Source organism: Pseudomonas sp. SWRI18 (assembly GCF_014268345.1).
Classification (GTDB): Bacteria; Pseudomonadota; Gammaproteobacteria; order Pseudomonadales; family Pseudomonadaceae; genus Aquipseudomonas; species Aquipseudomonas cedrina.
Genome location: NZ_JACCQQ010000014.1, coordinates 149,814 through 171,964, shown reverse-complemented (window position 1 = coordinate 171,964; position 22,151 = coordinate 149,814). Strand labels below are relative to the sequence as shown.

20 protein-coding genes are annotated in these 22,151 nt (G+C 61.4%); 11 read left to right on the top strand and 9 right to left on the bottom strand.

From position 1 onward, the window contains the following. Positions 1–81: 81 nt before the first annotated feature. From H0Z09_RS17040 to H0Z09_RS17030, 3 genes are read right to left on the bottom strand one after another with little or no spacing between them, the layout of a single operon-like run. Positions 82–444, bottom strand: coding sequence for a DNA polymerase III subunit chi (locus H0Z09_RS17040; RefSeq protein WP_186691597.1), 363 nt, complete (start codon positions 442–444; stop codon positions 82–84). 7 nt (positions 445–451) lie between these two features. Then, entirely contained in the window at positions 452–880 is a 429-nt protein-coding gene (locus tag H0Z09_RS17035) for a DNA polymerase III subunit chi (RefSeq protein WP_186691595.1), read from the bottom strand. Positions 881–931: 51 nt separating this feature from the next. Further along, entirely contained in the window at positions 932–2,422 is a 1,491-nt protein-coding gene (locus tag H0Z09_RS17030) for a leucyl aminopeptidase (RefSeq protein WP_186691593.1), read from the bottom strand. 284 nt (positions 2,423–2,706) lie between these two features. On the opposite strand from H0Z09_RS17030, the gene lptF reads away from it, so the two are divergent. The 10 genes from lptF (at position 2,707) to tadA (ending at position 13,213) form a co-directional block, all read left to right on the top strand. Then, the gene (gene lptF, locus H0Z09_RS17025; protein ID WP_076951325.1) at positions 2,707–3,825 is read left to right on the top strand and encodes an LPS export ABC transporter permease LptF; all 1,119 of its coding nucleotides are present in this window, start codon (positions 2,707–2,709) and stop codon (positions 3,823–3,825) included. After that, the gene (lptG, locus tag H0Z09_RS17020; protein WP_186691591.1) at positions 3,818–4,897 is read left to right on the top strand and encodes an LPS export ABC transporter permease LptG; all 1,080 of its coding nucleotides are present in this window, start codon (positions 3,818–3,820) and stop codon (positions 4,895–4,897) included. Before lptF ends, lptG begins: the two co-directional genes overlap by 8 nt. 151 nt (positions 4,898–5,048) lie before the next feature. Next, positions 5,049–6,848, top strand: a complete 1,800-nt coding sequence (gene lepA, locus H0Z09_RS17015) for a translation elongation factor 4 (RefSeq protein ID WP_186691589.1) — start codon at positions 5,049–5,051, stop codon at positions 6,846–6,848. A gap of 5 nt (positions 6,849–6,853) precedes the next feature. Further along, positions 6,854–7,708 (top strand): signal peptidase I, encoded by an 855-nt coding sequence (lepB, locus tag H0Z09_RS17010; protein ID WP_076951327.1) that lies wholly within the window; start codon positions 6,854–6,856, stop codon positions 7,706–7,708. Between the two features lie 150 nt (positions 7,709–7,858). Continuing rightward, positions 7,859–8,548 (top strand): ribonuclease III, encoded by a 690-nt coding sequence (rnc, locus tag H0Z09_RS17005; protein ID WP_076951328.1) that lies wholly within the window; start codon positions 7,859–7,861, stop codon positions 8,546–8,548. Next, positions 8,541–9,443: a GTPase Era gene (gene era / locus H0Z09_RS17000; protein WP_003234112.1), complete on the top strand. Its 903-nt coding sequence runs from the start codon at positions 8,541–8,543 to the stop codon at positions 9,441–9,443. The genes rnc and era overlap by 8 nt, the downstream gene beginning before the upstream one ends. 154 nt (positions 9,444–9,597) lie before the next feature. Next, positions 9,598–10,281: a DNA repair protein RecO gene (gene recO, locus H0Z09_RS16995; protein ID WP_186691587.1), complete on the top strand. Its 684-nt coding sequence runs from the start codon at positions 9,598–9,600 to the stop codon at positions 10,279–10,281. Positions 10,282–10,332: 51 nt separating this feature from the next. Then, complete coding sequence (gene pdxJ / locus H0Z09_RS16990; RefSeq protein WP_186691585.1) at positions 10,333–11,076, top strand: pyridoxine 5'-phosphate synthase; 744 nt, start codon at positions 10,333–10,335, stop codon at positions 11,074–11,076. Positions 11,077–11,333: 257 nt separating this feature from the next. After that, positions 11,334–12,716 carry a multicopper oxidase domain-containing protein gene (locus tag H0Z09_RS16985; RefSeq protein WP_186691583.1) on the top strand — a complete coding sequence of 461 codons (1,383 nt, stop codon included), beginning with the start codon at positions 11,334–11,336 and terminating at the stop codon, positions 12,714–12,716. Then, the gene (gene tadA / locus H0Z09_RS16980; RefSeq protein WP_186691581.1) at positions 12,716–13,213 is read left to right on the top strand and encodes a tRNA adenosine(34) deaminase TadA; all 498 of its coding nucleotides are present in this window, start codon (positions 12,716–12,718) and stop codon (positions 13,211–13,213) included. Before H0Z09_RS16985 ends, tadA begins: the two co-directional genes overlap by 1 nt. Before the next feature lie 154 nt (positions 13,214–13,367). Here the strand turns inward: tadA and cmoB are convergent, their stop codons facing one another. The 6 genes from cmoB to H0Z09_RS16950 form a co-directional block, all read right to left on the bottom strand. Then, positions 13,368–14,324, bottom strand: coding sequence for a tRNA 5-methoxyuridine(34)/uridine 5-oxyacetic acid(34) synthase CmoB (cmoB, locus tag H0Z09_RS16975; protein WP_186691578.1), 957 nt, complete (start codon positions 14,322–14,324; stop codon positions 13,368–13,370). Further along, on the bottom strand, positions 14,321–15,064 hold the full coding sequence (gene cmoA / locus H0Z09_RS16970; protein ID WP_186691576.1) for a carboxy-S-adenosyl-L-methionine synthase CmoA: 744 nt from the start codon (positions 15,062–15,064) through the stop codon (positions 14,321–14,323). Before cmoA ends, cmoB begins: the two co-directional genes overlap by 4 nt. Before the next feature lie 102 nt (positions 15,065–15,166). After that, positions 15,167–15,586: a hypothetical protein gene (locus H0Z09_RS16965; RefSeq protein ID WP_186691574.1), complete on the bottom strand. Its 420-nt coding sequence runs from the start codon at positions 15,584–15,586 to the stop codon at positions 15,167–15,169. A gap of 129 nt (positions 15,587–15,715) precedes the next feature. Next, positions 15,716–16,105 (bottom strand): protease inhibitor I42 family protein, encoded by a 390-nt coding sequence (locus H0Z09_RS16960; RefSeq protein ID WP_186691572.1) that lies wholly within the window; start codon positions 16,103–16,105, stop codon positions 15,716–15,718. A gap of 199 nt (positions 16,106–16,304) precedes the next feature. Beyond that, positions 16,305–18,728 carry an endopeptidase La gene (lon, locus tag H0Z09_RS16955; protein WP_238340260.1) on the bottom strand — a complete coding sequence of 808 codons (2,424 nt, stop codon included), beginning with the start codon at positions 18,726–18,728 and terminating at the stop codon, positions 16,305–16,307. A 772-nt stretch (positions 18,729–19,500) separates the two neighbouring features. Next, on the bottom strand, positions 19,501–20,490 hold the full coding sequence (locus H0Z09_RS16950) for a GntR family transcriptional regulator (protein ID WP_186691570.1): 990 nt from the start codon (positions 20,488–20,490) through the stop codon (positions 19,501–19,503). Between the two features lie 335 nt (positions 20,491–20,825). On the opposite strand from H0Z09_RS16950, the gene H0Z09_RS16945 reads away from it, so the two are divergent. After that, the gene (locus H0Z09_RS16945) at positions 20,826–22,148 is read left to right on the top strand and encodes an amidase (RefSeq protein WP_186691568.1); all 1,323 of its coding nucleotides are present in this window, start codon (positions 20,826–20,828) and stop codon (positions 22,146–22,148) included. Positions 22,149–22,151: the final 3 nt, after the last annotated feature.

Here is a 22,151-nt window from a genome sequence, read left to right as displayed (position 1 = left end):
GGCGTAGTGTCAGTCGACACATGTTTGGCTGATGCGCCGCCTTCGCGAGCAAGCCCGCTCCCACAGGGGATCTGTGTTTGTTCAGTTTTGGTACTGGCTGAGCAACCGCTCCATCCGCGCATCCAGCCGGCGCTTGATCTCGGTCTCGATATGCGGGGCAAAGTCGGCGATCACGTCTTGCATGATCAATTGCGCGGCGGCGCGCAGTTCGGCGTCCAGATGCAGCAGCAGAGCGTCCTGGGTTTTTTCGGCGGCAGGTGCTTCGGCCGGCGTGGGAGCAGGCTTGCCGTCGGACATTTCCAGCAACATTGGAATCTGCACCACCTCATTGACCAACTCGGTCAGAAGTGGCGGCTGCAAGCCATCATCCCCCAGCAACTGGCGGATCGACTCCAGGTCGTCCAGCAAGTGGTCGTCTTTTTTCAGCGGTTTTGGAGTGTCCATCATGTGCTCAAAGTCGTTGTAGCCGGTGATCTTGCAGAGGATAGCCCTGTTCGCGGTAGAAACGGAAACTCTCCCGCGCGGCCTGACGAATCGCCGGATCTTCCACCACCACTTCCGCTATGCGCGTGAATGCCTTGGCGAACGGCGGTACTTTCAGGTCCAGGTTGACCAGCAGGTCATGGTGATCGCCGCAATTGTCGCCCAAACCCAGTACCACCAGGCCTTCAGGTTCAGACTCGGCGGGGCCGTGGGGCACGAAGCTTTCGCCCTTGAAGCGCCACAGGCGGGCATCAAGTTCGTCGCGCTGGCTGGCATCGCTGCAATGCAGGTAGATGCGATGGCCCATGCGCCAGGCTTTTTCGGTGAGTTTGCAGGCGAAGTCCAGGCGCGCGAGCGGGTCGGCGCTGGGCAATATATAGAAGTCGACTTGGGTCATTGCGGTTCCTGAGACCGGGACGGCGCGATGACCGTCCCGGAATCTTCAGTTTCAGGCCTTGGCGCGGTCCAGCAGGTATTGGGTCAGCAGTGGCACCGGACGGCCGGTTGCGCCCTTGTCCTTGCCGCCGCTGGTCCAGGCCGTGCCGGCGATGTCCAGGTGCGCCCAGTTGAAATTCTTGGCAAAACGCGACAGGAAGCAGGCAGCCGTGATGGTGCCGGCTTTCGGGCCGCCGATGTTGGCGATGTCGGCGAACGGGCTGTCCAGTTGCTCCTGGTACTCATCGAACAGCGGCAGTTGCCAGGCGCGGTCGTCCGCCGCCTTGCCGGCGCTGAGCAGTTGCTCGATCAGCTCGTCGTTGTTGCCCAGCAGGCCCGAAGTGTGGGCGCCCAGGGCCACCACGCAGGCGCCGGTCAGGGTCGCGATGTCGATCACTGCCTGCGGTTTGAAGCGCTCGGCGTAGGTCAGGGCATCGCACAGCACCAGGCGGCCTTCGGCGTCAGTGTTGAGGATTTCGACGGTCTGGCCGCTCAGGGTGGTGACGATGTCGCCCGGACGGGCCGCGCCGCCGCTCGGCATGTTCTCGGCGCAGGCCAGGATGCACACCAGGTTGATCGGCAGCTTGAGCTCCAGTACGGCGCGCAGGGTGCCGAACACGCTGGCGGCGCCGCCCATGTCGTACTTCATCTCGTCCATGCCCAAGCCTGGCTTGAGGCTGATGCCGCCGGTATCGAAGGTGATGCCTTTGCCGACCAGGGCATAGGGCTTCTCGGACTTCTTGCCGCCGTTGTATTGCATCACGATCAGGCGTGGCGGCTGGTCGCTGCCCTGGCCCACGGCATAGAACGAGCCCATGCCCAGTTCCTTGATTTTCTTCTCGTCCAGCACTTCAACCTTCAGGCCCTTGAACTCTTTGCCCAACGCCTTGGCCTGTTCGCCCAGGAAGGTCGGGTGGCAGATGTTCGGCGGCAGGTTGCCCAGGTCGCGGGTGAAGGACATGCCGTTGGCGATCGCTGTCGCGTGGGTCACGGCGCGTTCGACTTCAGCCTGGGCCGCCTTGATGGTCAGCAGGGTGATTTTTTTCAGGGCGCGTGGTTCGGCTTTCTGGCTCTTGAACTGGTCGAAGAGGTAGCCGCCGTCCACCAGGCTTTCAGCCAGCAGGCGGGTCTTGCCGTAGCTGTCACGGCCTTTGACCACGATTTCATCCAGTGCCAGCGCTGCGTCGCTGCCACCCAGGCCCTTGAGGGTGGTGAGGATGGCGCTGATGATTTTGCGGAACGGGCGGTCGCCGAGTTCGGCATCCTGGCCCACGCCCACCAGCAATACGCGGTCGGCCTTGAGGTTGGGCAGGCTTTGCAGCAGCAGGCTCTGGCCGACTTTGCCGGCCAGGTCGCCGCGCTTGAGCACCGCGCTGATGGCGCCGCCGCTGAGTTCGTCGAGTAGCTTGGCGGCAACGCCGAGCTTGCGGCCTTCGCCGATGGCGACCACGAGGGTGGCGGTTTTCAACGTTTCGGGGCTAACGCTTTTTACAACCAATTCCATTTTCGGGTCCCTTATAAAGGTCGGTTAGCCAGGAGTCTGTACTCCGGCTTTAATACCAGGCAGCTGTGTAAACCGCCGGCGACAAAGGCCGCAGTTTGAACCTCGGCGGCGGAGCCTGACAACCCTTGCCACCGGCTTTATGCATGTGCGTGAGCAAGCTCCGTGACAGGCGCGGTCAATCACAGGATAATGCGCCATCTTTTTAGCCGGCCCTGTGTAGAGGGGCTGACTCGGTATGCTTGCTTGTTTGGCCGCCTTAGCCTGACAACCCTGGAGTGTCTGGTTTGATCGTCTTCCGTTATCTGTCCCGCGAAGTCCTGTTGACCCTGAGTGCCGTGAGTGCGGTCCTGCTGGTCATCATCATGAGTGGTCGTTTCGTCAAATACCTGGCCCAGGCTGCCTCGGGCGCGCTGGACCCAGGCTCGCTGTTCCTGATCATGGGCTTTCGCCTGCCAGGCTTTTTGCAGTTGATCCTGCCGTTGGGCCTGTTCCTGGGGATCCTGCTGGCCTACGGCCGCCTGTACCTGGAAAGCGAAATGACCGTGCTCTCGGCCACCGGCATGAGCCAGCAGCGCCTGCTGGGCATGACCATGATCCCGGCGGCCGGCGTCGCGCTGATCGTGGCCTGGCTGAGCCTGAGCCTGGCGCCCCAGGGCGCCATGCAGTTCCAGCTGGTGCTGAACAAACAGGACGCGATGACCGAGTTCGACACCCTTGAGCCCGGCCGTTTCCAGGCGCTCAATGACGGTTCCCGGGTGACCTACACCGAAACCCTGACCGACGACCGCGCCAACCTGGGCGGGGTGTTCATTTCCGAGAAACGCCTTGGCCAGGACAAGAAGGATCGCGGCATTTCCATATTGGTGGCTGATTCGGGTCGCCAGGAAGTGCGTCCGGACGGCAGCCGCTACCTGATCCTGGAAAACGGCTATCGCTACGACGGCAGCCCAGGCATGGCCGATTACCGCGCCATCCAGTACGACACCTACGGCGTGATGCTGGCGCGTCCGGATATCAGTGATGAAGTCACCGACCGCGACGCCATCCCCACCACCGAACTGTTCGGCAGCAATGAACTGCGCTCCATCGCCGAGCTGCAATGGCGAATCTCACTGCCGCTGCTGGTATTTATCGTGACCTTGATGGCCGTGCCGCTGTCGCGTGTCAACCCGCGCCAGGGCCGTTTCCTCAAGCTGCTGCCGGCAATCCTGTTGTACATGGCGTACCTGACCATCCTGATCTCCGCCCGTGGCTCCCTGGAAAAAGGCAAGCTGTCGCCGACCCTGGGCCTGTGGTGGGTGCATGGGATCTTCCTGGTGATCGGCCTGGGGCTGCTCTACTGGGAACCGATCCGTTTGAAAATGAAGAGCCGTCGTGGCCAGAAGGAGTTGGCTCGTGGCTAAGCTCGATCGCTACATTGGTAGCAGCGTACTGATCGCCATCCTGGCGGTATTGGGCATCATCCTGGGCCTGGCGTCGTTGTTCGCCTTCATCGATGAAGTGGGCAACGTCAGCGATACCTATACCGTGTGGGACGTGCTGAGCTACGTGGCCCTCACCGCACCGCGTCGCCTCTACGACATGATGCCGATGGCCGCGCTGATCGGCTGCCTGATCGGCCTGGGGAGCCTGGCCAGCAACAGCGAACTGACCATCATGCGCGCCGCCGGCGTGTCCATTGGCCGTATCGTCTGGGCGGTGATGAAGCCCATGCTGCTGCTGATGGCCTGCAGCGTGCTGATCGGCGAATACGTCGCGCCGCCCGCCGAAACCACGGCCCAGGCCAATCGCGCGCTGGCCCAGGGTTCGGGCGATGCGCAAAGCTCCAAGCATGGCTTGTGGCATCGCCAGGGTGACCAGTTCATCCACATCAACGCCGTACAACCCGGCGGCCTGTTGATTGGCGTGACGCGCTACAACTTCGACAAGGAACGCCACCTGCTGTCGTCGAGCTTCGCCAAACGTGCGCAATACAGCGACGAAAAATGGCAACTCAGCGACGTCACCACCACCTACTTCCGCAATATCGGCCAAGGCACCAAGGCCAGCACCGAAGTGATCAATGTGCCGAGCGAAGAGTGGGACATCGCCCTCAAGCCGCAATTGCTCAATACCGTCGTGATGATCCCGGAAAGCCTGCCGATCTCCGGGCTGTGGGGCTACATCCACTATCTGAAAGACCAGGGCCTGAACAACGGTCGTTACTGGCTGGCATTTTGGGTCAAGGTGTTGCAACCGGTCGTCACCGCCGCGCTGGTGCTGATGGCCATCTCGTTCATCTTCGGCCCTTTGCGCTCGGTAACCCTCGGCCAGCGCGTGTTTACCGGTGTGCTGGTAGGGTTTACCTTCCGCATCGCCCAGGACCTGCTTGGCCCGTCGAGCCTGGTGTTCGGCTTCTCACCGCTGTTCGCAGTGCTGGTGCCCACGGCCATCTGCGCCCTGGCCGGGTTCTGGCTGTTGCGCAGGGCCGGCTGATAGCGCGCTTATGCACAAAAAATGCCCCGCTTGTATAAGCGGGGCATTTTTGTTCTGGTCAGCAAAGATGACGTCTGGCCCGAGCATCAGGTACAATTCCCGGCTATTTTTCAGCGGGCAATCTGCCTGCAGCCTTTTTGAGTGTTGATCCGTGAGTGATTTGAGTCATATCCGCAATTTCTCCATCATCGCCCACATTGACCATGGTAAGTCGACGCTGGCCGATCGATTCATCCAGATGTGCGGCGGCCTTGCCGAGCGTGAAATGGAAGCCCAGGTACTGGACTCCATGGACCTCGAACGCGAGCGCGGGATCACCATCAAGGCCCACAGCGTTACCCTGTACTACACCGCCAAAGACGGTATCAAGTACCAGCTCAACTTCATTGATACCCCGGGCCACGTTGACTTCACCTATGAAGTCAGCCGTTCCCTGGCCGCCTGCGAAGGCGCGTTGCTGGTGGTGGATGCGGGACAGGGCGTTGAAGCCCAATCCGTGGCCAACTGCTACACCGCCATTGAGCAAGGCCTGGAAGTGATGCCGGTGCTGAACAAGATCGACTTGCCGCAAGCCGATCCGGACCGCGTAAAAGAAGAAATCGAAAAAATCATCGGCATTGACGCCACCGACGCCGTCGAGTGCAGCGCCAAGACCGGCCTGGGCGTCGACGAAGTGCTCGAGCGCCTGGTCAAGACCATCCCCGCGCCCACCGGCAACTACGAAGATCCGCTGCAAGCGTTGATCATCGACTCCTGGTTCGACAACTACCTGGGCGTTGTCTCCCTGGTACGCGTGCGCCATGGCCGCGTGAAGAAGGGCGACAAGATCCTGGTCAAATCCACCGGCAAGATCCACCTGGTGGACAGCGTCGGTGTATTCAACCCGAAACACACGGCAACCGTTGATCTGAAGGCCGGTGAAGTCGGCTTTATCATCGCCGGTATCAAGGACATCCACGGTGCACCGGTCGGTGACACCCTGACCTTGAGCTCCACCCCCGACGTTGACGTGCTGCCAGGCTTCAAGCGCATCCAGCCACAGGTCTACGCCGGCCTGTTCCCGGTCAGCTCCGACGACTTCGAAGACTTCCGCGAAGCCCTGCAAAAGCTCACCCTTAACGACTCGTCGTTGCAGTACACCCCGGAAAGCTCCGACGCCCTGGGCTTCGGCTTCCGTTGCGGGTTCCTGGGCATGCTGCACATGGAGATCATCCAGGAGCGCCTTGAGCGCGAATACGACTTGGACCTGATCACCACCGCGCCAACCGTTATTTTCGAGCTGTTGCTCAAGAGCGGTGAAACGATTTACGTCGACAACCCGTCCAAGCTTCCAGACCTGTCTTCCATCGAAGACATGCGCGAACCGATCGTGCGCGCCAATATCCTCGTGCCGCAGGAACACCTGGGCAACGTCATTACCCTGTGTATCGAAAAGCGTGGCGTACAGCACGACATGCTGTTCCTCGGTACCCAGGTGCAAGTGACCTACGATTTGCCGATGAACGAAGTGGTGCTGGACTTCTTCGACCGTCTCAAATCCACCAGTCGCGGCTATGCTTCGCTGGACTACCATTTCGACCGCTACCAATCGGCCAACCTGGTGAAGCTGGATGTGTTGATCAACGGCGACAAGGTGGATGCCTTGGCACTGATCGTGCACAAGGACAACGCGCACTATAAAGGTCGCCAGTTGACCGAAAAAATGAAAGAACTGATTCCGCGCCAGATGTTCGACGTCGCGATCCAGGCCGCCATTGGCGGGCAGATCATTGCGCGGACCTCCGTCAAGGCTCTCAGAAAGAACGTATTGGCCAAATGCTACGGCGGTGACGTAAGCCGTAAGCGCAAGCTGCTTGAGAAGCAAAAGGCCGGTAAAAAACGCATGAAGCAAGTGGGCAACGTGGAAATTCCACAAGAAGCCTTCCTTGCGGTGCTCAGGTTGGATAGTTAGGTCCTATGTCGCTAAATTTCCCGCTGTTGCTGGTCATCGCCGTTGCCGTCTGCGGTCTGTTGGCATTGCTCGATCTGGTGTTCTTCGCCCCGCGTCGCCGGGCGGCTATCGCGTCCTATCAGGGCAGCGTCAGCCAGCCCGATGCGGTGGTGGTCGAGAAGCTGAACAAAGAGCCTTTGCTGGTTGAATACGGCAAATCGTTCTTCCCGGTGCTGTTCATCGTGCTGGTGCTACGTTCGTTCCTGGTGGAGCCGTTCCAGATCCCGTCGGGGTCGATGAAACCTACCCTGGACGTGGGCGACTTCATCCTGGTGAACAAGTTTTCCTACGGGATCCGTTTGCCGGTGATCGACAAGAAGGTCATCGAAATCGGCGACCCGCAGCGCGGCGATGTGATGGTGTTTCGCTACCCGAGCGACCCGAACGTCAACTACATCAAGCGTGTGGTCGGCCTGCCGGGCGACGTGATTCGCTATACCAGCGACAAGCGCCTGTTCATCAACGGTGAGTCGGTGGCCGAGAAGCTGCTGGGTTCCGAGCCGAACACCTTGGGCAGCGCCGAGCTGTATCAGGAAAAACTCGGTGCGGTCGAGCACCAGATCCGCAAGGAAATGAGCCGCTACCGCGCCACGCCGGACGGCCAGTGGAAAGTGCCCGCCGGGCACTATTTCATGATGGGCGACAACCGTGACAACTCCAATGACAGCCGGTACTGGGATGATCCCAACATTCCCAAGGACCTGCTGGGTATGGTTCCCGACCAGAATATCGTCGGCAAGGCCTTTGCGGTCTGGATGAGCTGGCCGGAACCCAAACTCAGCCACCTGCCGAATTTCTCGCGGGTCGGGCTGATCAAGTAATACAGGCGGCGCTGTGAACACAGCGCCGAATGCTTTTCTGGGGTGGGGACAAATCGGTCCTGCCTCATGCAGCACCAACCAGGATTTGAATTTGAACACTGCGTCAATCGTCGATGGCCGCCGGTGCCACCAAACAGATATGGGTAAACCGTGAGCGTTTCTTTAAGTCGTCTCGAGCGCCAGCTCGGCTACACCTTCAAGGACCAGGAATTGATGGTCCTTGCCCTCACACACCGCAGCTTTGCAGGGCGCAACAACGAACGCCTGGAATTCCTCGGTGATGCCATCCTCAACTTCGCCGCCGGTGAGGCGCTGTTCGAGCGTTTTCCTCAAGCGCGCGAAGGCCAGCTTTCGCGCCTGCGTGCACGCCTTGTGAAAGGCGAGACCCTGGCCGTGCTGGCCCGAGGTTTCGGCCTGGGCGAGTACCTGCGGTTGGGTTCCGGTGAATTGAAGAGCGGCGGTTTCCGTCGCGAGTCGATCCTGGCGGATGCCCTGGAAGCCTTGATCGGTGCCATCTACCTCGATGCGGGGATGGAGATGGCCAAGGAGCGCGTGGTCGCCTGGCTGGCTTCGGAAATCGAAAGCCTCACATTGGTCGACACCAACAAAGACCCCAAGACCCGCCTGCAGGAATACCTGCAGTCCCGTGGTTGCGAACTGCCACGCTACGAAGTGGTGGATATCCAGGGCGAGCCGCATTGCCGCGTGTTCTTCGTGGAATGTGAAATCACCTTACTGAATGAAAAAAGCCGAGGTCAGGGTGTGAGCCGTCGTATTGCCGAACAGGTAGCGGCCGCTGCAGCACTGATTGCCCTGGGCGTGGAGAATGGCCATGACTGATTCAACCGCAACACGCTGTGGCTATGTTGCCATCGTCGGCCGCCCCAACGTGGGCAAGTCCACGCTGCTCAACCACATCCTCGGCCAGAAGCTGGCGATCACGTCGCGCAAGCCGCAGACCACCCGTCACAACATGCTGGGCATCAAGACCGAAGGCAGCGTGCAAGCGGTCTACGTCGACACCCCGGGCATGCACAAAGGCGGCGAGAAAGCCCTCAACCGCTACATGAACAAAACCGCGTCGGCGGCGCTCAAAGACGTCGACGTGGTGATCTTCGTGGTCGACCGCACCAAGTGGACCGATGAGGACCAGATGGTCCTTGAGCGTGTGCAGTACGTCACCGGCCCGTTGATCGTCGCGCTGAACAAGACCGACCGCATCGAAGACAAAGCCGAGCTGATGCCGCACCTGACCTGGCTGCAGGAACAACTGCCCAATGCCCAGATCATGCCGATCTCGGCCCAGCACGGGCATAACCTCGAAGCCCTGGAACGCGTGATCGCCGGCTACCTGCCGGAGAACGAGCACTTCTTCCCGGAAGACCAGATCACCGACCGCAGCAGCCGTTTCCTCGCCGCAGAACTGGTGCGTGAGAAAATCATGCGCCAGATGGGCGCCGAGCTGCCGTACCAGATCACCGTCGAAATCGAAGAGTTCAAGCAGCAGGGCAAGACCTTGCACATCCATGCGCTGATCCTCGTCGAACGCGATGGCCAGAAGAAGATCATCATTGGCGACAAGGGCGAGCGCATCAAGCGTATCGGCACCGAGGCGCGCAAGGACATGGAATTGCTGTTCGACTCCAAGATCATGCTCAACCTGTGGGTGAAGGTGAAGGGTGGCTGGTCCGATGATGAGCGCGCATTGCGCTCGCTAGGCTACGGCGACCTCTAAGGAACACCGCAGTACAAAATGTGGGAGCGGGCTTGCTCGCGAATGCGGTGGATCAGACACACATGTGTCGGCTGACCCACCGCATTCGCGAGCAAGCCCGCTCCCACATTAGGTTTGTGTCGTTTTCAAACATGCATTCCAGCAGTGAGACCCTATGTCCCAACCCCCCAGCCAACTCGCCTACGTCCTGCACAGCCGCGCCTACCGCGAGACCAGCGCCCTAGTGGACTTCCTCACGCCCCAAGGTCGCCTGCGCGCGGTCTTGCGTAGCGCGCGGGGCAAGGCCGGCACACTGGCGCGGCCCTTCGTGGCCCTGGACGTGGAGTTTCGCGGCAAGGGCGAGTTGAAGAATGTCGGTCGCCTGGAAAGCGTCGGCACCTCCGCCTGGCTCAATGGCGAGGCCTTGTTCAGCGGCCTCTACCTCAATGAGCTGCTGATCCGCCTGCTCCCTGCTGAAGACCCCCACCCCGGCGTTTTTGATCACTACGCCGCGACCCTGCTGGCGTTGGCCGAAGGCCGCCCGCTGGAACCGCTGCTGCGCGCCTTCGAATGGCGTTTGCTCGACGACCTGGGCTACGGCTTCGAACTGGCCAACGACCTGCACGGTGACCCCATCGCCGCCGACGGCCTCTACCGCCTGCAAGTGGACGCCGGCCTTGAGCGCGTGTACCTGCTGCAACCCGGCCTGTTCCAGGGCGCCGAGCTGCTGGCCATGAGCGAAGCGGATTGGACCGCGCCGGGTGCGCTGTCCGCCGCCAAGCGTCTGATGCGCCAGGCCCTGGCGGTGCACCTGGGCGGGCGGCCGCTGGTCAGTCGCGAGTTGTTTCGAAAGCCCTGACATCCCCGTGTATGCTGTGCACCGATTCTTTCCCTTTTCAGGAGCGCTTCCGTGACCACCAGCAATCGCATTCTTCTTGGCGTCAACATCGACCACGTCGCCACCCTGCGCCAGGCCCGGGGCACCCGCTACCCTGACCCTGTCAAGGCCGCGCTGGACGCCGAAGAAGCGGGCGCCGACGGCATCACCGTGCACCTGCGCGAAGACCGCCGCCACATCCAGGAGCGCGACGTGCTGCTGCTCAAGGACGTGCTGCAAACACGCATGAACTTCGAGATGGGCGTCACCGAAGCAATGATGCAATTCGCCGAGCGCATCCGCCCGGCGCATATCTGCCTGGTGCCGGAAACCCGCCAGGAGCTGACCACCGAAGGCGGCCTCGACGTGGCCGGCCAGGAAGCGCGGATCAAGGCGGCGGTGGAGCGCCTGTCGAAGATCGGCAGCGAAGTCTCGTTGTTCATCGACGCCGACGAGCGCCAGATCGAAGCCTCGCGCCGCGTCGGCGCACCGGCGATCGAACTGCACACCGGGCGTTACGCCGACGCCACCACCCCGACCGAAGTGGCCGACGAGCTGCAGCGCATCATTGACGGTGTGAACTGCGGTCTCAATCAGGGCCTGATCGTCAACGCCGGCCACGGCCTGCACTACCACAACGTCGAGGCTGTGGCGGCGATCAAGGGAATCAACGAACTGAACATCGGCCATGCGCTGGTGGCCCACGCGCTGTTCGTCGGGTTCAAAGGTGCCGTGGCCGAGATGAAAGCGCTGATCCTGGCTGCCGCCAAGTCCTAAGCGAGCCCAGTCTAAAGCACACTGAGGAGCAAAATGTGGGAGCGGGCTTGCTCGCGAATGCGGTGTATCAGTCAAATATGTACTCACTGACACACCGCCTTCGCGAGCAAGCCCGCTCCCACATTGGGTCCGCAGCGAATTCCAGAATTCAGCCATGCGGCCATGCGGCAATGCGAAGCCTTACTGTTTAGCCGATGCAGGTGTATCGTATCAGCCCTTCGCGGGCCCCTGGCCTGCCGCCGATACGCGAGGTTGTTGTGTCCCGATCCTTTTCCCGTCGACAAATCCTGGGTGGTCTTGCCGGCCTGGCCGTAGTGGGTGTGGGGGCCGGTGGCGCCTACCGCTATTGGCTGGGGAAAGTTGCCGAGGCCGAGGCTGGGCACGATTACGAGCTGATCGCCGCACCGCTGGACGTGGAACTGGTGCCGGGGCACAAGACCCAAGCCTGGGCGTTCGGCTCCTCGGCGCCCGGCACCGAGTTGCGGGTGCGCCAGGGCGAATGGCTGCGGGTGCGCTTTATCAACCACCTGCCGGTCGCTACCACCATCCATTGGCATGGCATCCGCCTGCCGCTGGAAATGGACGGCGTGCCCTACGTCTCGCAATTGCCAGTGCTGCCCGGCGAATACTTCGACTACAAATTCCGTGTGCCGGACGCCGGCAGCTACTGGTATCACCCCCATGTGAACAGCAGCGAGGAACTCGGCCGTGGCCTGGTGGGCCCGCTGATCATCGAAGAACGCGAGCCCACCGGTTTCAAGCACGAACGTACCCTGAGCCTGAAAAGCTGGCACGTGGACGAAGAGGGCGCGTTCGTCGCCTTCAGTATTCCCCGTGAAGCCGCGCGTGGCGGCACCGCCGGGCGGCTGTCGACGATCAATGGCGTATCCCAGGCGGTGATCGACCTGCCGGCCGGGCAGATCACCCGCGTGCGCCTGCTCAACCTCGACAACACCTTGACCTATCGCCTCAATATTCCGGACGTCGAAGCGCAGATCTACGCGCTGGACGGCAACCCCATCGAGCCGCGCCCGCTGGGCAAGGAATACTGGCTGGGCCCCGGCATGCGCATCTGCCTGGCGATCAAGGCCCCGCCGGCCGGCGAAGAACTGTCGATCCGCAACGGCCCGGTGCGCCTTGGCACGTTCCGTTCGGTGGCCAGCGCGGATGCCCCCGCGCAATGGCCGCCCGCGCTGCCCGCCAACCCCATCAGCGAGCCGGACCTGGCCAATGCCGAGAAACTCAACTTCAATTTCGAATGGGTGGGCTCTGTTTCGGTGAATGTCGACAACGGCAAGCCGCCGAGCCTGTGGCAGATCAACGGCAAAGCCTGGGACATCACCGACAAGACCTGCGCCGACCGCCCCATCGCCAAGCTGGAAAAGGGCAAGAGCTACATCTTCGAACTCAAGAACATGACCCAATACCAGCACCCGATCCACCTGCATGGCATGAGCTTCAAAGTGATCGCCTCGAACCGCCACAAGGTGATCCCTTACTTCACCGATACGTACTTGCTGGGCAAGAACGAGCGCGCGCGCGTGGCGTTGGTGGCGGATAACCCAGGGGTATGGATGTTCCATTGCCACGTGATCGACCACATGGAAACCGGCCTGATGGCCGCCATCGAGGTGGCGTGATGCGCCAGTTTCGCCCCACCGCGATCATCGACCGCAGCCGCGACCAGGACTTCATGCGCGAAGCCCTGGCCCTGGCCGCCCAAGGCGCCGCATTGGGCGAAGTGCCGGTGGGCGCGGTGCTGGTGCAGGACGGCGAAATCATCGGCCGTGGCTTCAACTGCCCGATCAGCGGCAACGACCCCAGCGCCCATGCCGAAATGGTCGCCATCCGCGCGGCGGCGCAAGCCATCAGCAACTACCGGCTGGTGGGCAGCACCCTGTATGTAACCCTGGAACCGTGCAGCATGTGCGCAGGTTTGATCGTGCATTCGCGGGTGGCCCGGGTGGTATACGGCGCGTTGGAACCCAAGGCGGGGATTGTGCAAAGCCAGGGGCAGTTTTTTACCCAAGGCTTTCTGAACCATCGGGTGTTGTTTGAAGGGGGGGTGTTGGCTGAGGAATGCGGGACTGTGCTGAGTGAATTCTTCAAGGCCCGTCGGGCCAGGCCAGCACTCTAAAGAACACCGAGGACCAAAATGTGGGAGCGGGCTTGCTCGCGAATGCAGTGGGTCAGCCCTATATAAGGTGACTTACACTCCGCCTTCGCGAGCAAGTCGAATCGTCGCACCGCCGCTCCCACAGGGGATCCCATTCCTTCAGGGGAATTAGGGCTTACTTCTTGGCGATGATCACCGCCCGCATCGGCGCCGGCAGCCCTTCAATGGTCTTGCTGTGATCCTGCGGATCGAGAAAGTCACTCAACGACTGAAACTTCATCCACGCCGTTCCACGCTGTTCCTCGACCGTGGTCACGCTGACGTCCACACAGCGTACATCGCTGAAGCCCGCGCGACGCAGCCATAGCATCAGCGCCGGCACCGACGGCAGGAACCACACGTTACGCATCTGCGCGTAGCGATCTTCCGGCACCAGCACCTGTTGCTGATCGCCTTCGACCACCAGGGTTTCCAGCACCAGCTCGCCGCCCTTGACCAGGGTGTCTTTCAGCGCCAGCAAGTGCTCGATCGGCGAACGGCGGTGATAGAACACACCCATGGAAAATACCGTGTCGAAGCCTTCCAGATTCGCCGGCAGGTCTTCAAACGGGAACGGCAAGTGCCAGGCCCTGGGCTCGCACAGGTAGCGCTGCACCGCCTGGAACTGGCAGAAGAACAGCCAGTTCGGATCGACGCCGATCACACTGTCGGCGCCGGCGCCGAGCATGCGCCACATGTAGTAACCGTTGCCGCAGCCGACATCCAGGATGCGCTTGCCCTTGAGGTCCAGGTGCGGTGCGACGCGCGACCACTTCCAGTCCGAGCGCCATTCGGTGTCCACATGCACGCCAAACAGGTTGAACGGCCCCTTTCGCCAGGGGCTCAACCCCATCAGCGCGGTGTGCATCTGTGCACGGGTGGCATCGTCGCAGTCGGTGTCCAGCACCAGGCCGTTCAGCAAGTCGACTTCGGTCGGCATGATCCTGGGCAACGCATCCAGCGCGCTCTGCCAGCGCTCCAGGTCGCCATGGCCTTTTTCCATCTTGCTATCGAGTTGCGCTTGCAGGCCCTGGGCCCATACGGCCAAGGGAGTGCCGACCAAGTGGCGGGCGAGGGGGGACAGATCAATCATGGCAAGGCAATCAACGAGGCAAAGTTAAGACATTGGAACCACGGCACGACTTTGGAGAACCCCGCCGCCAGCAGGCGTTCGCGGTGTTCGTCGAGGCTGTCGGGCTTCATGACGTTTTCAATGGCGCTGCGCTTCTGGGCAATTTCCAGTTCGCTGTAGCCGTTGGCGCGTTTGAACGCGATGTGCAAATCGGTGAGCAGCGCGTGTTCTTGCGGATCGTTGAAACGCAGCTTCTCCGAAAGAATCAACGCACCGCCCGGCAACAGTGACTGGCGGATGCGCGAGAGCAGCGCCAAGCGTTCATCGGGCGCAATGAATTGCAGGGTGAAGTTCAACGCCACCACCGAAGCCGGCTGGAACTGCAGCGCGAGGATATCGCCTTCGATCACTTCAACCGGCAGCAACTCCTGGAACATCGAGTCCTGGCCATTGAGGTATTCGCGGCAGCGCTCGACCATCGCCGCCGAGTTATCCACAGCGATTACCCGGCAGCCATCGGTGCGCACATGACGGCGCAGGGCTTGAGTAACCGCGCCCAGTGAAGAACCGAGGTCGTAGAGCACGCTGCCCGGTTGGGCAAACTGCGCCGCGAGCACGCCGAGGTTCTCGACGATGGCCGGGTAACCGGGCACCGAGCGCTTGATCATGTCGGGGAACACCCGAACCACGTCCTCGTTAAAGGCAAAGTCCGGCACCTGCGGCAGGGGCTGGGCGAATAGGCGATCGGGTTCTTTGCTCACGGCTGTTCCGGCGACGATGGGGGAAGGCCGGCATTTTAGCCAAGTTATTCGTGGGATGCGCGGGTTGTGTGATAAACCGCGATGTTGCAACCCGTACTGAATTCAACGTCGTTTAGTGCTCGTGTACAGATTAAATTCAGCGATTACCACAATGGTATTTGACGTGAAGAGGTCCTTTGCGCTGAATGTGGTCCCGCCTTTGTAGCGGCGTTTTTCATGGGAAAAATCAGCGCGAACACTGCCCCGTTCAGTCAAATAGTGCGAGGGAGCAACGTTCGCAGTGGCTATAAGTGCGTGAATTTGCTGGTTCGGATCGGGGAATTCATGGTCGCCGTTCGTTATACCCGACGCGAGGTGCAATTCGATGAAGCGTATTCGGTCGCCGAGACGTTCATCTACAGCCACGATAACCAGGCGGCTGTCCCGAGTCACAAAAACCTTGCTTGCTTCGAAATGCTCTGTGTCGTTAACGATTGCGGTAAATGTTCCCGTTGCTTCCTGGCGGGATGTACGGGTGGCCATGATCGAACCCTCGTGCTCCAGCGCCCGCATGATCGTGCGCGTTGTCGTTGAACGATATAGGTGGCCCCCCCGTTTCGTAACTGTCAGAAATCCCAGTTCTCTAGACGTTTTTCTTCTAGATCAGGCGTATCAGTTCACCGTAATCGCACATTCAAATATCTCGGCGGGTTCAGCTTCCGGCTCCCAGGGCTGCTGGGACGTCAGGCGCAAGCGGCCCTGGCCGGCGGCGAAGGCCTGGAAACGCCAGGTCGATTGGCCGCCACCACCGATCACACCGGATTCAGCGCTGCTGTAAACCTCTGGGCCCAACCCGCGCAGCACGCCGCCGGCGGAATCCTGGATGGCCCAGCGGTAGCCGGTGGTGGGATTGCTCGGCAGGGTGAGGATCAGGTTTTGTCCGTTTTTAAGCGCAAGCGGGCAGGCGCCCTGACTGTCCACGGTGACGTTTTGCTTCGGGGCACTGGCGCAGGCGGCCAGCAGGGCAAGGCTCAAGGGGAGAAGCAGGCGGGCAGCGGTCATGGAGGCTCCGTTGATGGGCGACGAAGGGCGAGCATAACCGAAGATGGGGCGAGGTGTGACAGATGGCTTTGTGCTGGCCGAGCTGACGCCTTCGCGAGCAAGCCCGCTCCCACATTCGACCGCATTCCATAAGATGTACTCGGTCAAATGTGGGAGCGGGCTTGCTCGCGAAGAGGCCCTTACAGACGTTGAAGACCTATCAGAACAGCACTTTAGCTACATCCGCAAACCGCTTGGCAAAGTGCACGGTCATGCCTTCCTTCAGATACTCCGGCAATTCCTCGAAACTGCCCCGATTCGGCTCCGGCAGGATCAGCTCATGAATCTTCTGACGCCGCGCCGCAATCACCTTCTCGCGCACCCCGCCAATCGGCAGCACATGCCCGGTCAGCGTCAGTTCGCCGGTCATGGCCACGCCTTTTTTCGGCGGCTGGTTGCGCGCCAGCGACAGCAACGCACTGGCCATGGTCACCCCGGCGCTCGGCCCGTCTTTCGGCGTGGCACCTTCCGGCACATGCAAGTGCACAAAGGCTTCGTCAAAGAACTTCGGATCACCGCCAAACGACTGCAGGTTTGAGCTGATGTAGCTGTAGGCGATCTCGGCGGACTCCTTCATCACTTCACCCAATTGCCCGGTGAGCTTGAAGCCGCGGTTGAGCGTGTGGATACGCGTCGCCTCGATCGGCAAGGTCGCGCCGCCCATGCTGGTCCAGGCCAGGCCGGTGATCACGCCGGTGCCGGACAGCACCTGCTCATTACGAAATACCGGCATACCCAGGGAGCTTTCCAGGTCCTTGTTGCCGATCTTGATCACCGAGTCCGGCGCATCCAGCAGCTTGACCACCGCCTTGCGCACCAGTTTGCCCAGTTGTTTTTCCAACTGACGCACCCCGGCCTCGCGGGCATAACCGTCGATCAAGGCGCGCAGGGCGCCGTCGCTGATGGTCAGGGTGTTTTTTGCCACGCCGGCTTTTTGCAACTGCTTGGGCCACAGGTGGCGCTTGGCGATGGCGACTTTTTCTTCGGTGATATAGCCCGACAGGCGAATCACTTCCATGCGGTCCAGCAGGGGGCCGGGGATGGAATCCAGGGTGTTGGCGGTGCACACGAACAGCACTTTGGACAGGTCCAGGCGCAGGTCCAGGTAGTGGTCGAGGAATTCGACGTTCTGCTCCGGGTCCAGTGTTTCCAGGAGCGCCGACGCCGGGTCGCCCTGGAAGCTCTGGCCCATCTTGTCGATCTCGTCGAGCATGATCACCGGGTTCATCACTTCCACATCCTTGAGCGCCTGCACCAACTTGCCCGGCATGGCGCCAATGTAGGTGCGGCGATGACCCTTGATCTCGGCCTCGTCGCGCATGCCGCCGACGCTGAAGCGATAGAACGGCCGGCCCAGGGACTCGGCGATGGATTTGCCCACGCTGGTCTTGCCCACGCCCGGCGGCCCCACCAGCAGCACGATGGAGCCGGCGACTTCGCCTTTATAGGCGCCCACCGCGAGGAACTCGAGGATGCGACTCTTGATGTCATCCAGGCCCGCATGGTGTTTATCCAGGACCTTGCGCGCATGTTTCAGGTCGAGCTTGTCCGCGCCGTACACGCCCCACGGCACTGAGGTGGCCCAGTCCAGGTAATTGCGCGTCACCGCGTATTCCGGCGAACCGGTTTCCAGGATCGACAGTTTGTTCAGTTCTTCATCAATGCGTTTTTTCGCCTGGGCCGGCAGCGTTTTGCCTTCAAGGCGTTGCTCGAACTGCTCGACATCCGCACTACGGTCGTCCTTGGTCAGGCCCAGCTCCTGCTGGATGACCTTGAGTTGTTCCTTGAGGAAGAATTCACGTTGGTGCTCGCCGATCTTGCGGTTTACCTCGGCGGACAGTTCTTTTTGCAGGCGCGCCACTTCCACTTCTTTGCGCAGCATCGGCAGGACTTTTTCCATGCGCTTGAGCATGGGCACGCAGTCCAGCACTTCCTGCAACTCGTTACCGGTGGCCGAGGTGAGGGCGGCGGCGAAATCGGTGAGCGGCGACGGGTCGTTGGGGCTGAAGCGGTTGAGGTAGTTCTTCAGCTCTTCGCTGTACAGCGGGTTGAGCGGCAGCAGTTCCTTGATCGCGTTGATCAGGGCCATGCCGTAGGCCTTGACCTCATCGGTCGGCTCGCTTGGCTGGTGCGGATATTCGACTTCCACCAGGTACGGTGGGCGGTGGTGCTTGAGCCAGGTCTTGATCCGCACGCGGGTCAGGCCCTGGGCGACGAACTGCAGCTTGCCGTTTTCGCGGCTGGCGTGGTGCACCTTCACCAGCGTGCCGTACAGCGGCAGGCTGGAGGTATCGAAGTGGCGCGGGTCTTCCGGCGGTGTGTCCATGAAGAACAGGGCCAGGGAATGGTGGTCGGACTTGCTCACCAGCTCCAGCGTCTCGGCCCATGGCTCTTCATTGACGATCACCGGCAGCACTTGCGCCGGGAAGAAAGGCCGGTTGTGGATCGGGATAATATAGACCTTGTCCGGCAGGTTTTGCCCAGGCAGGGCCAGGCCGGTGCTGGACGAGGCGGCGTGTTCGGCGTTTTCGGGGTCTGCGTAATCGTTGATGTCGTAATCAGGGGATTCTTGCTGGTCGCTCATGGGGCACCTGCATCAGTAAGTATGGTGCTTAGATGGGGCAGGGTGGTGGTGGTTTCAATAGTGGGGGTGAGATAGCAACATATTGCATGGTATTTGTCGTCACACAGACCCCGTGGCGGCCTTCGGACCGACCGGTATTGATGTCGAACTCGGTTCAAAATGTGGGAGCTGTCGAGCCCCAGCGAGGCTGCGAAGGCGGCGGCACTGCTGGCATTTTCTTCGCCTGACCCACCGCTTTCGCATCCTCGCTAAAGCTCGACAGCTCCCACAGGGGATGAAGTCAGCCTCTGAAAATTGTGTAGATACCTATGCTGCGATGGCAGCAACCCGGTGTGCCTGATGTACCGAAGTGACCGCATCGCAGGCAAGCCCCCACAGAAGAGCAAAGCTGCAGAGTGCCCCCAACCTGCTCTTGATCTGCTCTTGATCTGCTCTTGATCTGGCTTTTGATTTTGATCTCAGGCGCCCCGTCAACCACGCTGGCCGAACGCAGGCTTGAATCCGTGGGTAACCCGGCAGGACGCCGGGTTAGCCGCCCCGCGCCATGGATGGCGCGTGGCGGCGGCCCACGGATTCAAGCCGGAGTGAGGGCATACCGAGCCTAAGCGAGGTACCGAGTGGTGGGGCAAGAGCGTTTTGCTTACTTTTGCGCTCTTCAAAAGTGAGCCGCTGTAAGAGCGGAACCAATAGCCGCCGTTACTCATACAACGGATATGTACACGGTCAACCCCAACAGCCTGGTCGGCCCAAAGGCCGCCACGTAAGCGCGATGTCAGCTGATTTTATGCAGATAGCCAGGAAGCGGCTGTTCGGGCAACACCGACAACACCTTCAATCGCTGCAACATCCGCTGCCGAGCCCGTTGCAAATGCTCACGCAGGTTCAACGCCGCCGCATCAAACGCCCCATGCAGCAACAACTCCAGAATCAACCGATGTTCGGCCAACATCGCCGGATCGGCGCCGATCCCCAGCAAGCGATAAAAAATCCGGCTGATGATCATCGGGCTCTGCCCCTGACGAATCAGCGCTGCGATCTTGCGATTCTGCAGGCCGGCCAGGCAGCGTTGGTGCAAGTCTTCCTCGATCCGCTCGATGGCTTCCAGGCTGCACTGCGGGCTCTCCTGGGCGTCCAGCACGCGTTGCAGCATGGCTTCGAGCAGCTCGCGGTCGAGGTTGGGCGCGCTCTGGCGCAGGGCTTCGGGCTCCAGGCACGCGCGCAGTTCGTAGTCTTCGGTGACTTCCCGCGCGGTCAAAGGCCCCGCCAGCCATTGGGAGTAGGGCTCTTTTTCCACCAGCCCACGATCGCGCAGGCGCATCAGCGCTTCACGCACCACCGCGCGGCTGACGCCGTAGTGGTCGGCGGCGGCTTGCTCGTCCAGGCGGTAATGGCCGAAGGCAATGCAGGTGGACAACGCCGCGCCGATTTCCTCGACAATGCGCTCGCCCAGCGGCCGCGTGTCCACCAACTCGTCCTCACCGTTAAGCCCCAGGTGCGCATGGCTCAAGGGCAGGCGAAGCGGCTCCATGGCCAGGCCTTGCGGGTTGATCAGGTAGCCCCGGCCGTTGAAGCGGCAGATCAAGCCTTCGTCATGCAGCAGGTCCAAGGCCTTGCGCACCGGCACGCGGCTGGTGCCGAACAGTTCCGCCAGCGGCGCTTCCAGCAACACCAGCCCATGGCGGGCGGTGCCGTTGACGATCGCGTCGCGCATCACTTTGTGAATCATCGCGTAACGTGAGGCCGAGGCGGACACTGCTTTCATTGCGTTCTCAGAGGGGTAGGGACGGTTGGCCGGGGATTCTCTCATAGATGTGCCTGTCACTCTGCGCCACGTCAGCGGCACGTTTTTGGGGCCTCGACAGAAAAATTGTTACTTTTCTGCACCAAAATGTACTTATTAATAAAAGATACATTATTTCATTAAAGCCACCGTACAAAGCTCTGCCGAGATTTTTTTCCTCAAACAAAACCATCTACCCCGTAGCTCTGAACGTTAATCCCGGTTTGCGCAAAACCCGTTGAACACAGACTGGCACGAAAGCTGCCTTTGTAAAATGTACATTTTATTAATATGTACGTTTTATGAGGGTCAACCCGATGTCAGACGCCACTTCAATGGCCGAGGACTTCGCCAGCGGTCGCAATGACCCGGTGCAAGCCCTCGAACAGGCACTCGATAAGGCGAGCCAGGTTCCGTCGGTATTTATCAGCCTGACGCCCGAGCGCGCCCGCCGTGAAGCCGAAGCCGCCGCCGCGCGTTGGCGCGCCGGCCAGCCGTTGAGCGTGTTCGATGGCGTGCCGCTGGCCTGGAAGGACCTGTTCGACGTGGCCGGCAGCGTCACCACGGCGGGCGCCGCCTACCGCCGCCATGCGCCCGTCGCGTTGCTCGATGCGCCCACCGTCGGCTTGTTGTGCCGCGCCGGGATGGTCAGCGTGGGCAAGACCAATCTCAGTGAACTGGCCTATTCCGGCCTGGGCCTGAACCCCCATTTCGGCACGCCGCACAATCCCCATGGCACGGATCAACCGCGCATCCCCGGCGGATCGTCTTCGGGCTCGGCCGTGGCCGTGGCCGCTGGCATCGTGCCCATCGCCATGGGCACCGACACGGCCGGTTCCATTCGCATCCCCTCGGCGTTCAACGGCCTGGTGGGTTACCGCGGCAGCAGTCGGCGCTACAGCCGCGACGGCGTGTTTCCACTGGCGCACAGCCTCGACAGCCTCGGCCCGATAAGCCGCAGCGTGCGTGATGCCCTGGCCGTCGACGACTTGCTGCATGGCCGCACCCACACCCACGTCGCCCGCAGCCTCAAGGGCCAGCGCTTCGTGCTGGCGCAGAAGGATGTCGAACCCGCCGTGCGCAACAACCTGCTGCGCGCGGTGGAGCAGCTCAAGGCCCACGGCGCGCTGGTGGAAGAGCGCGAATGCCCGGCCTTCCAGGCGACACTTGAGCTGATCAAACACCACGGCTGGCTCGGCGCCTTCGAAGCCTTCGCCCTGCACCAAGCGTTGCTCGACAGCCGCGACGCCGACCAGCTCGACCCACGCGTGCGCCGCCGCCTGGAAGCCGCGCGTTCGCTGCCGGCCAGCCAGCTGATCCACCTGACCGACGCGCGCCGTCGCCTGCAACAGCAACTGATCGAAGACCTCGACGGCGCCGTCCTGATCACCCCGACCGTCGCCCATGTCGCCCCGGCGTTGGCGGCGCTTGAAGCCGACGACGACCTGTTCGTTACAACCAACCTCGCCACTCTGCGCCTGACCATGCCCGGCAGTTTGCTCGACATGCCAGGCGTGACCCTGCCCAGCGGCCGCGATGCCCAGGGCCTGCCCACCGGGTTGCTGCTCAGCGCCCCGACGGGAGAAGACGCACGCCTGCTGCGCGCGGCGTTGTCCGTCGAATCCGTAATGACAATTTAAGGA

Bases quoted from the DNA above. Each gene is read 5' to 3' on its own strand.
- H0Z09_RS17040 (WP_186691597.1), bottom strand. From the start codon at position 444: ATGGACACTCCAAAACCGCTGAAAAAAGACGACCACTTGCTGGACGAC.
- H0Z09_RS17035 (WP_186691595.1), bottom strand. From the start codon at position 880: ATGACCCAAGTCGACTTCTATATATTGCCCAGCGCCGACCCGCTCGCG.
- H0Z09_RS17030 (WP_186691593.1), bottom strand. From the start codon at position 2,422: ATGGAATTGGTTGTAAAAAGCGTTAGCCCCGAAACGTTGAAAACCGCC.
- lepB (WP_076951327.1), top strand. From the start codon at position 6,854: ATGTCGCTAAATTTCCCGCTGTTGCTGGTCATCGCCGTTGCCGTCTGC.
- era (WP_003234112.1), top strand. From the start codon at position 8,541: ATGACTGATTCAACCGCAACACGCTGTGGCTATGTTGCCATCGTCGGC.
- recO (WP_186691587.1), top strand. From the start codon at position 9,598: ATGTCCCAACCCCCCAGCCAACTCGCCTACGTCCTGCACAGCCGCGCC.
- tadA (WP_186691581.1), top strand. From the start codon at position 12,716: ATGCGCCAGTTTCGCCCCACCGCGATCATCGACCGCAGCCGCGACCAG.
- cmoB (WP_186691578.1), bottom strand. From the start codon at position 14,324: ATGATTGATCTGTCCCCCCTCGCCCGCCACTTGGTCGGCACTCCCTTG.
- H0Z09_RS16965 (WP_186691574.1), bottom strand. From the start codon at position 15,586: ATGGCCACCCGTACATCCCGCCAGGAAGCAACGGGAACATTTACCGCA.
- H0Z09_RS16960 (WP_186691572.1), bottom strand. From the start codon at position 16,105: ATGACCGCTGCCCGCCTGCTTCTCCCCTTGAGCCTTGCCCTGCTGGCC.
- lon (WP_238340260.1), bottom strand. From the start codon at position 18,728: ATGAGCGACCAGCAAGAATCCCCTGATTACGACATCAACGATTACGCA.
- H0Z09_RS16950 (WP_186691570.1), bottom strand. From the start codon at position 20,490: ATGAAAGCAGTGTCCGCCTCGGCCTCACGTTACGCGATGATTCACAAA.
- H0Z09_RS16945 (WP_186691568.1), top strand. From the start codon at position 20,826: ATGTCAGACGCCACTTCAATGGCCGAGGACTTCGCCAGCGGTCGCAAT.